Source organism: Cupriavidus sp. 01L46, from assembly GCF_056399905.1.
The window spans coordinates 1-12,525 of record NZ_JBFTSF010000189.1 but is presented as its reverse complement, the minus strand read 5'-3'; the positions used below and the strand labels follow the sequence as shown (position 1 = coordinate 12,525).

Below are 12,525 nucleotides of genomic sequence, written 5' to 3'. Positions count from 1 at the left end.
CTTAAGGCGATGCGAGTTTGGGTCCCTGCCGCTCTTTTCGCCGAAGCCCGAGGGGGTAGTCGCCCCATCCGGCGCGCCTTTTTTGCCTACTTTTTTGGCAAGACAAAAAAGTAGGTCGCCGCCCCGCAGGGGTGGTGAAACTGCAGTTGAAGTTGATTTTGCAGTTGCGTTCAAGCACCACCCCCACCCGCATCCTCCCCAAGCATCTGCGCGACCGACCCCGCCATCCCGACAGCCCGCTCACCCAGCAAATGCTGCAACGTAGTGAGCAGCTCGTCCTCGTTATACGGCTTACCCAAGTAAACATTCACGCCGATCTCGGCCGCATAACGCCGATGCTTCTCCGCCGTGCGCGAAGTGATCATCACCAACGGCATATGCGCAGTCCGGCTATCCGCCCGCACATTGCGCGTCAGGTCAAAGCCATCCATATGCGGCATCTCGATGTCGACCAGCATCGCGTCCGGCATCACCTCCTGCAACTGCCGCAACGCGTCCACGCCATCGCGCGCCAGCACCACCTGGTAGCCAGCCCGCGTCAGCAAGCGATGCGTGACCTTTCGCACGGTCAGTGAGTCGTCGACCACCATGACGGTCGGCTGCGTGGCCAGCCCTTGCACCGGGGCCGCGCCGCCTGGCGAGAACTCGGCCACCGCGCCCAGCGTCGGCTGCTGCGCCAGCTGGGGCAGATGCGGCAGAGCGGTAAGCTGCGGACGGACCAGCTCGCCGCGCTCGCGCACGAAGCGCTGCGCCAGCACCACCGGGTTGTAGATCAGCACGATCTCGCCGTCGCCAAGCGTGGTCGCACCGGCAATGCCCTCGAGGCGTGCCAGGTGCGGGCCGATGTGCTTGACCACCACTTCGCGGTTGCCGATGACTTCGTCCACGTGCACGGCGATGCGCTCGACACCGCTGCGCACCACCACCACTGGCGAATACTTCTTGCCTGCGGCTACCGCCGGCGTTTCTTCCAGCAGCGTGCCGAGGTAGTGGAACGGCACGGCGCCGCCGGGGGCGTCGAGGCTGCCCTGGTTGTACGCTTCGAGCAGGCCTTGCGAGCGCAGCTGCTGAACCTGGTCGATCATGCCGCTGGGGATGGCGAAGGGCCGCCCGCCCAGCGTGACCAGCAGCACTTGCGTAATGGCTGTCGTCAGCGGCAGGTGCACGGTAAAGCGGGTGCCCTGCCCGGATTGCGTGACCAGCGCGATGCGCCCGCCCAGCGCCACCGTTTCGGCGCGCACCACATCCATGCCGACGCCGCGCCCCGCCAGCTCCGACACCGTATCCGCGGTGCTGAAGCCTGGGGCGAAGATCATCTCGGTGAGGCGGGCATCGCCCGCGTCATCGTCCGGCGCCAGCAGCTCGCGCTCGATGGCGCGCGCGCGGATGCGTACAAGGTCCAGGCCGCCGCCATCGTCCACGAAGTGCAGCACCACTTCATTGCCTTCTTGCTGCACTTCCAGTGTGAGCGCGCCGGTGGCGGGCTTGCCCGCGGCACGGCGCACGTCGGCGGACTCGATGCCGTGCACAACGGCGTTGCGGATCAAGTGCTCGATCGGTCCGGCCATGCGGTCCAGCACGGAGCGGTCGACCTCCACGGTGCCACCCTTGATCAGCAGGCGCACTTCCTTGCCGGTCTCGCTGGCGGCCTGGCGCGCCACGCGATACAAACGCTCGGCCAGCGCGTCGAACTGCACCATGCGCGCCTGCATCAGGCTGCGCTGCAGGCCACGCGTGAGGCGCGCTTGCGCGTCGAGGTCGCCGGCGGCGCGGTCAAAGCCGCGCTGCAGGTTTTGCTCGACGGTGGCCACGTCGTTGACCGACTCGGCCATCATCCGCGTCAGCTCCTGGAAACGCGTGAAGCGATCGAACTCGAGCGGATCGAACTCGACCGTGTGCTGGGCATCGGCGGTGCGCGAGGCCATCTGCGACTCGGCCTGGATCTCGATCTCGCGCAACTGGCCGCGCAAGCGCGCCACGTTGTCGTTGAGCTCACCCAGGTAGCTGCGCATCGCGTCGAGCTCGCTCTCCAGCCGCGCGCGCGTCGCGCCGACTTCGCCGGCATCGGTGATCAGCGTATCGAGGGTGCGGGCCTGCACCCGCACCAGCGCGCGCTGGCGTTCGACGGCATCGGTGGCGGGGGCCAGCGCAGCGCCCATTGCGGGCACCGGCAGGGGTGCCCCAACCGGCCGCATGGGCGCACTGGGCAGCCACGGCTGCACCGTGGCGCTCGGCGAGGCGGCGTGGCTGGCAACGCCAGCTTGCGGCGCGTCTTGCACAAACTCGGGTGCGGGTGCGGGCGCGGCCGGAACCGGCGCCGCGTCCGGCGCGCTGTTCTGCCCGCTCATGGTGTTGATCAGCTCGGGATCGTCCACCGGCAGCAGGCGGCCGGCCTGCAGCGCCTCGCTATGCGCGAGGATGCGGTCGTACCAGGCGTACAGGCGCACGAACAAGAGCGGCCCCACGCGATCGGCGCGCACGGCGGCATCGAGCAGGGTTTCCATTTCGTGGGCGGCCTGGCCCAGCGCCATGGCGCCAGCCATCCGGGCGCTGCCCTTGAGCGTGTGCAGCGCGCGCAGGATCAGGCCGGCGTGGCTGGCATGCTCGCCATCGCCGCAGGCGGTCTCCCAGCCACGCAGCAGCTTGCCCAGCTCCGGCAGGCTGCCGTGCGCTTCTTCCAGGAAAATCTCGACGAGCGCCGGATCGGGGGCTTCCTCGGCAACCTCGGCGACCGCCGTGGCTTGCTCGTCCGGCGTATCCGCGGCACCCGGGGCAGCTGGTGCTTCCACCGCATGCAGTGGCGTGACGGTGGCGTCGTGCAGCATGCCGGCATTGGCCGCGCCGGGCAGCTTGCCGAACAGCAGCGCAACCGGCGCGTCCTCGGCCTCGGCCAGCAGTTCCACCGCCGGCAGCGCCAGGCGCGGGCGCACCATGGCGCGCTCGCCAAGCTCCAGCAGGCTGCGGCAGAGTGCGTCATCGGCGGCAGGCCAGATGCCCGCGGCAAACTGGTGCAGCATGCCGCGCACGCGCTCCACCGCCTGCTCCAGCAAGCGGAAGTCGCCCGGGTGCATCGCCACCGGGTGCGCGCCGAGCTGCAGCATCAGGCGTTCAAGCGCCTCGGCAATGGCGCGTACCGGCTCCAGGCCGACCGTGGAAGCGCTGCCTTGCAATGTATGCGCGACACGCAGCGCCAGCTCGCTCGGGCAGGGACGGCCCTCGTGGCGCCACTCGGAGAGATCGGTGGCGAACTGGCGGATGAGGTCGTCGGCTTCCTGCAGGTAGACGTTGTAAAGCGGCAGGCTGATGCGCACCGGACCGATCAGCTTGAAGTGATCGTTATCCTCGGCTGGCGTGCTGGCAAAGCGGAAAGGAATGACCTTGGCATCCCCGGCTGCGGTGTTGTCTGCTTCGGCCTCGGCCGGGTGCCCTGCATCCTGCGCCGGGGGCTGGATCCCTGGCATGGGTTCCAGGTCCATCCCCGATTGTGCTTCTGGCACCKGCTCGTCGCCGGGCTGCGCCACCACCAGCTCAATCCCGGCTGCCTGCAACGGCACGGTCACCGCTTCGGCGATGTGCTCCGGCTCGGGCTGCTCACCCGCGCGCACAGACTGCGCCGCGGCCAGCAGGCCCGTGGCATCGTGCGCGGCATGGGCATCGCCGCGCAATGCGTTCACCCAACCAGACAGCTCATCGTGGGCACGCAGCAGCAAGTCCAGCAGGGCCGGCGCCGGGGCGCGGGCCTCGGCAATCCAAAGGTTCATCACCTGCTCGATTGCCCAGGCTGCTTCGCCATAGCGATGCAGGCCGACCATCCGGCTGGATCCCTTGAGCGTATGAAAGGCGCGGCGCAGGCGGCTGATGGTATCGGCATCCGCCAGCGCGGGAAGGCCGCCGCCGAGATCATTGGCGACCTCGCCCAGCACCTCGACCGCTTCGGTCAGGAAGATATCCAGCAGCTCGGCATCGATGGCGGCGGTATCGGCCGCGGCGGGCATGGCTGCCGCGGGCGCGGGCGTGCCGGGCGCGCTGGCCGGCAGCGCCTCGGCCAGGGCCACCACCAGGCGCTCGGCCGCGCCGTGGGAGCCGGCGAGCCAGGCATTGAACTGCGTGGTGGCTTCGCCGGCCTGGCGGCGCAGGCCAGCTGCGTCGTCGATGGCGGCCTGCTCGTTCATCGCCTGCAGTGCCGCGCGCAGCGCCTTCACTTCGGGCGCGTCGGCGGCGGCCGGATGGCGCATCGCATCGTTGGCCGCCGCGCGCGCTTTGGCTAGCAGCGTCGCGTGGRAAGCCGCGCCGCCCGGCTCGTCTTGCGCGGTAACGTCGACGGCATCGGCATGCGTGTCCCCCGATGCGGCACGGCCAAATGCCAGCGCATCGATAAAGGCATGCACAACACCCAGCTCGCCGGCAATCGCGGCAAGGCGGCTAGCGCGCTCGCTCACCGCGCCGGCAGGCTCGCCTGCATCCTGCGTGGCGCGGGCGCCRGCAAGCCATTCCAGCGCTGGCATCACGCGCTCCAGCGCCGCCGCTACCGCAAGCGCGTCGGCCTGCAGTGCTTCCGGCAGCGCGCCGGCCTCGCGCAAGCCATCCAGCGTGCCGGCGAGTGCCGCGAACGCGCGTTCGGCGTCGCGCAGGTGCGCGCCGGCTTCGGCGCGGGCGGCATCGCGATCGTAGGCATCGAGCCAGGATTCGCCGCTGTCGAGGTGGCCGCGCAGTTGCGCGACTGCCGCCTCGCGCACGCGTTGCGTGCGCGCCTGGTCCACCATCTGCGCGAGCCAGCGCGGCGCTTGCGCACCGGGCTCGCCACGTTCATGCGCGCCAAGGTACAAGGTCAGTTCATCGCAACGCCGCGCGAACTCGGCCGCCGCCGCGTGCCCGGTGCTGCCATGCACGCGCCATGGCAGCGCCAGTGCCCGCCCCAGGAACAAGGCAATGGCGCTGGCGCCAAAGGGATCATCGGCTCCGAGGCGGACCCGTAGCGCGGCATCCAGGCAGCGCAGCAGCGCCGGCTGGGCCAGCGGCTGCACGGCTTCGGCCAGCACGGCGAGCGCGTTATGCCATTCACCGTGATCCGGGCCAGCGGCGGCGGCCCGCTCGAGCGCGGTCGCCGCCTGTTGCAGGTTGCGGGTGTCGATCGKGTCGAGCCAGCCGTAATAGCGCACGCGGAAGTCGGCATGCACTGCGGCATGCGCCGCGTCGATGCGGAAGGCTTGCAGGCATTCGCGAATGGCGGAGCGCAGCACCAGCACGGGCGCGCTTTGCGGTTCGTCCGCGGGCGGCGTGCCGCTGGTGGTGACCAGCAGGTACACGGCGTCGTTGAGCAAGGCTTGCGGCACCCGCACCTGGCCTTGCAGGTACTGGCGCAGCAGCAGGTGGGCACGCCCGGCCAGCCGCTTGGCCAGCAGGTCCGAGGGCAGCAGGCCGTGGGCCAGCGCGCCGAACACCAACGCCAGCACATGCCACACGCCGCGGTCCGGATGGTCGGTGGCGCGGCGCAGTTCCTGCTCGCTCGCACGTACGTCTTCCAGCGCGGACTCCAGCGGCAGATAGGCCTCGTGCAACAGGCTCGGCTCGGCGCACGGCACCGGCAGGCGCAGCGCCTTGAGCAACGCCGCCTCGAAGCGCTGGCGCGCGCGCGTGACCGTGGAGGCCATGCGCATCGGCAGCAGGATGCCGGGCAGCATCTGCAGCTCGTCCACCCACAGGTCGGCGGGGTGCACGCGGTCTTCGCCAAGGCGGCCCAGCACGTCGGCATAGGAACAGAACAGCCGCACCGGGTCTTCGTCGTCGCCAACCATCAGGTCGTCGACGTACTCGGCCAGCGCTTGCACGCCCAGGCGGAACACGGCCAGCGTGCGGGCGTCGGCGGGCACGGCGCCGCCATCGATGCCTTCGAGCAAGCGGCGCATCGCCTGGCAATACGGATCGACCCCGCGCAGGCCAACGATGTGCACTGCGCCGGCGGCCTGGTGCAGGTGCTGGCCGGCCAGGCGCAGCGAAGTGGTGTCGCGCGCGCCCAGCGCCTCGGGCGCCTGCTGCACTTCATCGACGTAATGGCCCAGCTCGGCCGCGGCGTCATCCAGCGCGGCGCGCAGGCTCGGTGCCAGCCAGGCCAGCACGGAAAGATCACGGGCGACCGGCGCCGCAGGCTTCCTGGCCGGGGCGGCCAGCTCGGCGGACAGGTCCGGCGAAGGGATCGGCGCCAGCGGATCCGGCACGGCCGGATCGGTGCCGGCGGCCTCGCGCGAGACAGGGAAATTCAATGACATGACTGCTTCCAATGCGTCCAATGCGGTGGCGCCGGTCCGTGGCCCGCATCCGCGCGGGCTCGCGTTGAACACCAATGCTGACTCGTCAGGCGATCTTGAATCGCAGCACCGAATTGCGCAGCTCTTCGGTCAGCAAGGTCAGCTGGCGCACCGAGAGTGCGGTCTGGCGCGTGCCGGACGAGGTCTGCTCGGTCACCTGCAGGATCCCTTCGATATTGCGTGCCACCGCGGTAGCCAGCCCCGCCTCATGCGAAGTGGTCTGGGAGATCTGCTCGATCAGCTCGGCGAGCTGGCGCGACACGCGGCCGATCTCCACCAGCGCGGCGCCGGCGTTGTCCGACAGCTTGGCCCCTTCCACCACACCCTGGGTGCTGCGCTCCATGGCGTGCACCGCGTCCTGGGTGTCGGTCTGGATGGTGCGGATCAGCGCGCCGATCTGCTTGGTTGCCTCGCCGGAGCGCTCCGCCAGCCGCTGCACTTCTTCGGCCACCACCGAGAAGCCGCGCCCGGCTTCACCGGCCGATGCGGCCTGGATGGCGGCGTTCAGCGCCAGCACGTTGGTCTGCTCGGTAATGTCGGAAATCAGCTCGACGATTTCACCGATCTCCTGCGAGGATTCGCCCAGGCGCTTGATGCGCTTGGAGGTGTCCTGGATCTGCTCGCGGATGTCATTCATGCCGACGATGGCGTTCTGCACCGCGTGCTGGCCCTGCTCGGCCGCGGCCAGCGAGGCGCGCGCCACGTTGGCGGATTCCGCCGCGCCGCGCGAGACCTGCGTGATGCGGTCCGCCATTTCCACCACCGATTCGCCGGTCTGGCGGATCTGGCGCGATTGCTCTTCCGAGGCGGCGACCAGCTCGGTCGAGGTGTCCTGCACCTGCCCCGATGCCTGCGTCACCTCGCCGGCGGTCTGCTGCACCCGGCCGACCAGTTCGCGCAGTTCTTCCACCGTGTAGTTCACCGAGTCGGCGATGGCACCGGTGATGTCCTCGGTCACGGTGGCTTGTTTGGTCAGGTCGCCGTCGGCGATGTCCTGCAACTCGTTCATCAACTGCAAAATCGCCTTCTGGGTCGCGTCGTTGTTGCGCTTTTCATCCAGGCGGCGGGCTTCAGCCTCGCGCTCGCGGGCCTCGGCTTCGAGGGTACGGGCACGCGAGTCGCGCAGGTACAGCGCGGCCAGGCCGGCCAGGAACAGCAGCGTGAGCAAGGCCGAAACGATGGTGGCGCCCAGCGTCAGCGGACGCACGCGCGCACCTTGCGCATAAGCAGCCTGCAGCGCGGACAGCTCACCGCGCAGCGCCTCGTTGTCGTTGAAGATCTGCTGCTGCGCGCGCTTGGCGGCGATCAGGCCGGGCAGGTTCTGCAGGATGGTCTGGGTGGTCTTTTGCACCGCGTCGAAACGTTGCGACAGCTGCTGCAGGTAGCCGCGGGTTTCGGCATCTCCCGCCGCCGACAGCCGCAGCGCTTCGCTGCCGTTCATCAGGCCATCCAGGGTTTCGCGGAAGGTATTGGTGTCCTTGCCGAGCAGGAACGCGGTTTCCGGGTTGACGCCTTCGCCCGCCAGGAACTCGTTGAGGTTCTTACCCAGGCGCTGCGTCAGCATCACCAGCTGCGCGGAGGCAGCCACCTCGCGCGCGTTGGCCCCGCTTTGCAGCTTGATTGCCGCCACCTGCTCCGCGCTTTCCAGCAGTTCGGGGTTGGAGGCGTTGAAGATCTGCAGCGTCTGGCCGATGGTGGTCAGGGTGGGCTGCTGTGCCAGCACGTCGCCCGCGCTCTTCTCGGTGCGCTGCCAGGACTCCATGGCTTTTTCCAGCAACGGCGCGGCGGCCGCGCCGGTCGCGCGCACGTGCTTGGCATCGCTGCCGTTTTGCAGCGCCTGCAAGTCGCCCGCGAGCTCGCTCTTGGACTGGCGCAGCTGCGTGAACGCCTGCGCGTTGCCCAGCAGAGCCACCGGCACGGCCTTGGCCAGGCGCTGCGAGTGCATCAGCATGTCGCCGGCGATCTCGATCTGCGCCGCGCCGTTGTCGGCTTCGCGGTTATCGAAATACACCGATGCCAGCAGCGCCGCCAGCGACAGCACCACGCCGACAGTCAGCGCGCGCTGCTGGCTGGCAAACGGGATGCGGGACAGCCGGCCCGAGAGCGTCTCGGCCGGGGTGCTTCGCGTGCTGGGCGCGGCTGCGGCGTCTGCCGCCAGTTCGGCGGCACCGGCCGCCGGTGCCTGGCGACCCAGGCTGAACATCTTGAAACCCATAGCACCCTCTGTCCGTTATTTTTTGAATTTGATTTGTCGCCGCGCCGTTGCGTCGTTGCGCCGTCGCTTGCTTGCCAGCGGCGCCGCGCGGCGTTCAGGCAGCCTGCCGGCCCACCTGCAGGAAGGCCGGCGACGCCAGCAGCCTGCGCACATCGAGCACTTGCCAGTCGCGCCCGTCGCGATCGGCAAAACGCGCGCCCTCCCAGTCCGGCGCCGCCTCCTGCCCCGCCGGCGGCGCGTTCGCCGCCTCCACCGGCAACGACAGGTCGCCGGCATGGCGCAGCCCGATCACGCGCGTGGCCAGGATGCCGCAGGCACGCTCCACCTGGCGCGACAGCACCACGATCTTGCTGCCCGGCTGCAGCGCGGTGGCTCCCTCGCCGCAGAACAGGCCGAAATCGATCACGCCCAGCAGGCTGCCGCGCGCGTTCACCAGCCCGGTGTACCAGGACTGCGTGAGCGGCACGCGGCTGGGCTGGCGCATCTCCAGCACCTCGCCCGTCTCCGGCAACGGCAGCAGCCAGTGCCGCTGTCCCACCTGCAGGCCCAGGAAGCTGTCCACCGCCGGCAGGTTGCGCGCCTCGCGCAGCCGGCGGGCCAGCATGGCCTGGTAGTCCTGCAGCCGGGTCTGGCGGGCACGAAGATCCTGGCGCGGCGCGGTCATGGTTGGTTCCGGTGAGAAGGCAAGGATGGGCTCGGATGCAAGCGGGCAGGAAACCGGCGCGCGGCTCAGTGCGCCAGCGCAGCGATCTTGGTCAGCAGTTCTTCGCCATCGACCGGCTTGACGACGTAGTCGGCCGCGCCCTGGCGCATGCCCCAGATGCGGTCGGTGTCCAGGCCCTTGCTGGTGCACATGATCACGGGGATGTCCTTGAAGCGGTCGTCGCGCTTGATCGCGCGGGTCGCCTGGTAGCCGTTCTGGCCAGGCATCACCACGTCCATCAGGATCAGGTCGAAGGGTTCCTTCTCGAGCCGGGCGAAGGCCTGTTCGCTATTGCCGGCCACCGAGACCTTGAAGCCCTTCTTGCCGAGCAGGTCGGACATGAACAGGGCTTCGGTGGGGGAGTCGTCGACGATAAGGATTTTGCTGATTGTCATGATGATTGGTATTCCTTGGATTGCGCTCAAGCCGGCAAGGGGCTGGCCACGGCAACGGCACGTGGCACGCAGGCGTCTACCGCCTGCAGCAGCGACTCACGGGTAAAGGGCTTGGCGAGATGGTCTTGCGCGCCGACCAGGCGGCCGCGCGAACGGTCGAACACGCCGTCGCGGGAGGACAGCATGATCACGGGGATGGCATGGAACCGGGGGCTTTTCTTGATGAGGGCGCAGGTCTGGTAACCGTCCAGGCGCGGCATCAGGATGTCGCAGAAGATCAGGTCCGGATGCATGTCGCCGACCTTGGCGAGTGCCTCGAAGCCGTCTTCGGCCAGCAGCACCTGGCAGCCGGCCTGGGACAGGAAAATCTCGGCGGTGCGGCGGATGGTGCTGGAATCGTCGATGACGAGCACCTTGCGGCGCGCAGGCGCACGCGCACCAGCGCCGCTAGCGCCGGCGCCAGCTTCGACCGCGCCGCTKACCTCGGCGTTGACCCGAATACCTTCTTGTAGTTGAGCGACCCGCATCTCGTTCCCGCGACCAGCGTGTTTCCCTGACGGAAACGCCGGCATTCACTTGAGAACTTCCGCGCAAGGCAGCCTGGCCGCCCCGACGGACCCCCGAAACAAAACGATTTGATTCCCGAAAACACGCCGGCGGGAAAGCCCCGGTGCCCGGCAAACGGCGGCGCGTGGTACCCGCGCCTGCCGCGGTCCACCCCCCAAAGGGTGGATTTTCAAATTTGAAACAGAGTGTGACAAGTCGCCGTGGGGCCGTCAATCCGGAATCTCGGGCAGCCCCTGGCGATCTGTCGCATCGACGCGACGCGCCGCGGCGGGCTGAGGCCCCAAGCGGGGTCGTCACGGTCGCGTCATGGTGACGCATGGCCAGATCACGCCATCCAGCCTGTGCCGGCTGGCGGCGCGGCAGTGCTAGCGTTGCTGTTTAGCAACTCCAGCCAGCCTGGAGCATGTCAGAGCGCCACCATCTCGAAATCTTCCTTGCGCGCGCCGCATTCCGGGCAGGTCCAGTTGATGGGCACGTCTTCCCATTTGGTGCCGGGGGCAATGCCGTCTTCGGGCGCGCCGGTAGCTTCGTCGTAAATCCAGCCGCAGATCAGGCACATCCAGGTCTTGTATTCCATAACGGTCCAGTCACTCTCCATTAAAATTCAGGGCCAGATGGTACCGAATCGGCGCCGCCCGCGCCAGCCGGGCTAGCAGGATTCGGGCCAAATACGCCGTGTTCGCGCACGTTACCGCGTAAATGCCTCGCATTTGAGCCTTTTTGCCGGCATCTTCAAGGTAACTTGCTGCCTGTTAGAACGCGTTTCTCCCGCTTTTGATTTCACGCAAAGCCATGTCTCGTAACCAGCAGCTCTTCGACCGCGCACAGCAAACCATTCCGGGCGGCGTCAATTCGCCCGTGCGCGCCTTCCGCTCGGTGGGCGGCACGCCCCGCTTCATCACGCGCGCCGAAGGCGCTTATATGTGGGACGCCGACGGCCAGCGCTACATCGACTATATCGGCTCCTGGGGCCCGATGATCGTCGGCCACGCCCACCCCGAAGTGGTGCGCGCGGTGCAGGAGACCTCGGCCCACAGCTTCTCGTTCGGCGCGCCGACCGAGGCCGAGATCGAGATGGCCGAGGAAATCTGCAAGCTGGTGCCGTCAATCGAGCAGGTGCGCCTGGTTTCCTCCGGCACCGAGGCCACCATGAGCGCGCTGCGCCTGGCGCGCGGCTTCACCAAGCGCGACTTGATCGTGAAGTTCGAGGGCTGCTACCACGGCCACGCCGACAGCCTGCTGGTCAAGGCGGGCTCCGGCCTGCTGACCTTTGCCGACACCACCAAGAACGCGCCCTCCTCGGCCGGCGTGCCCGCCGACGTGACCAAGCACACCATGGTGCTGGAATACAACAACGTCGAGCAGCTTGAGCAAGCCTTTATCAAGCACGCCGATGAGATCGCCGCGGTGATCGTGGAGCCGGTGGCTGGCAACATGAACCTGGTGCGCGCAAGCGACGCCTTCCTGCAATCCATGCGCTCGCTGTGCACCAAGCATGGCGCCGTGCTGATCTTCGACGAGGTGATGACCGGCTTCCGCGTGGCGCTGGGCGGCGCGCAGGCGCACTACGGCATCACGCCGGACCTGACCTGCCTGGGCAAGGTGATCGGCGGCGGCATGCCGGCGGCGGCCTTTGGCGGCCGGCGCGACATCATGGCCTGCCTGGCGCCGCTGGGCGCCGTGTACCAGGCCGGCACGCTGTCGGGCAACMCGCTGGCGGTAGCGGCCGGGCTGACCACCCTCAAGCTGATCCAGGCACCGGGCTTCCATGACCGCCTTGCCGCGCAAACCCGCAAGCTGGCCGACGGCCTGGCCGCGGCGGCGGTTGATGCCGGCGTGCCGTTCGCGGCGGATGCCATCGGCGGCATGTTCGGCCTGTACTTCCGCGAGGGCGTGCCGGGCAGCTTTGCTGAAGTCACGCAGTGCGATACCGCGCGCTTCAACCGCTTCTTCCACGCCATGCTGGATGCCGGCGTCTACCTGGCGCCGTCCGCCTTTGAGGCCGGCTTCGTCTCGGCGCAGCACGACGACGCGATCCTCGCCACCACCATCGAAGCCGCCCGCAAGGCCTTCGCGGCCTGAGGGGTTGGGTTGTGTGGGCGTTGAACTGCAACTGCAACGGCTTAACTTCAACGTCTTAAGGTCAAGGGCAACTGCAGTTTCACCTCCCCTKCGGGGMGGCGACCTACTTTCTTGTCTCGCCAAGAAAGTAGGCAAAGAAGYGACCCGGATGGGGCGAAAGCCTCCTCGTCGGAAGRCAAAAAGAGCGGCCGGGGGCCAAACTCACATCGCCTTAAGGCGATGCTCAAACATGGCCCCCTCGTTTCCKCTCCTTTTGCC

7 protein-coding genes are annotated in these 12,525 nt (G+C 68.4%); 1 reads left to right on the top strand and 6 read right to left on the bottom strand.

The window, feature by feature from the left end; all coding sequences use genetic code 11:
* Nucleotides 1-170 precede the first annotated feature (170 nt).
* The 6 genes from AC1DS3_RS26285 to AC1DS3_RS26260 all read right to left on the bottom strand — a co-directional run bounded on the left by AC1DS3_RS26285 (nt 171) and on the right by AC1DS3_RS26260 (nt 10,762).
* The gene (locus tag AC1DS3_RS26285; protein ID WP_477128262.1) at nt 171-6,266 is read right to left on the bottom strand and encodes a hybrid sensor histidine kinase/response regulator; all 6,096 of its coding nucleotides are present in this window, start codon (nt 6,264-6,266) and stop codon (nt 171-173) included.
* An 85-nt stretch (nt 6,267-6,351) separates the two neighbouring features.
* Nucleotides 6,352-8,520, bottom strand: coding sequence for a methyl-accepting chemotaxis protein (locus tag AC1DS3_RS26280; protein WP_441641519.1), 2,169 nt, complete (start codon nt 8,518-8,520; stop codon nt 6,352-6,354).
* 94 nt (nt 8,521-8,614) lie between these two features.
* Nucleotides 8,615-9,184: a chemotaxis protein CheW gene (locus tag AC1DS3_RS26275; RefSeq protein ID WP_441641518.1), complete on the bottom strand. Its 570-nt coding sequence runs from the start codon at nt 9,182-9,184 to the stop codon at nt 8,615-8,617.
* A 65-nt stretch (nt 9,185-9,249) separates the two neighbouring features.
* Complete coding sequence (locus AC1DS3_RS26270) at nt 9,250-9,618, bottom strand: response regulator (protein ID WP_043344417.1); 369 nt, start codon at nt 9,616-9,618, stop codon at nt 9,250-9,252.
* A gap of 26 nt (nt 9,619-9,644) precedes the next feature.
* On the bottom strand, nt 9,645-10,145 hold the full coding sequence (locus AC1DS3_RS26265; RefSeq protein ID WP_441641517.1) for a response regulator: 501 nt from the start codon (nt 10,143-10,145) through the stop codon (nt 9,645-9,647).
* Between the two features lie 446 nt (nt 10,146-10,591).
* Complete coding sequence (locus AC1DS3_RS26260; RefSeq protein WP_006159034.1) at nt 10,592-10,762, bottom strand: rubredoxin; 171 nt, start codon at nt 10,760-10,762, stop codon at nt 10,592-10,594.
* A gap of 215 nt (nt 10,763-10,977) precedes the next feature.
* Between AC1DS3_RS26260 and hemL the strand changes: the two genes are divergently transcribed.
* A complete protein-coding gene (gene hemL / locus AC1DS3_RS26255) occupies nt 10,978-12,267 on the top strand; it encodes a glutamate-1-semialdehyde 2,1-aminomutase (RefSeq protein ID WP_477128261.1) in 1,290 nt (429 codons plus the stop codon).
* Nucleotides 12,268-12,525 lie beyond the last annotated feature (258 nt).

Excerpts from the sequence above, each read along its gene's own strand:
- AC1DS3_RS26280 (WP_441641519.1), bottom strand. The coding sequence starts at position 8,520 with ATGGGTTTCAAGATGTTCAGCCTGGGTCGCCAGGCACCGGCGGCCGGT.
- AC1DS3_RS26260 (WP_006159034.1), bottom strand. The coding sequence starts at position 10,762 with ATGGAATACAAGACCTGGATGTGCCTGATCTGCGGCTGGATTTACGAC.
- AC1DS3_RS26275 (WP_441641518.1), bottom strand. The coding sequence starts at position 9,184 with ATGACCGCGCCGCGCCAGGATCTTCGTGCCCGCCAGACCCGGCTGCAG.
- AC1DS3_RS26270 (WP_043344417.1), bottom strand. The coding sequence starts at position 9,618 with ATGACAATCAGCAAAATCCTTATCGTCGACGACTCCCCCACCGAAGCC.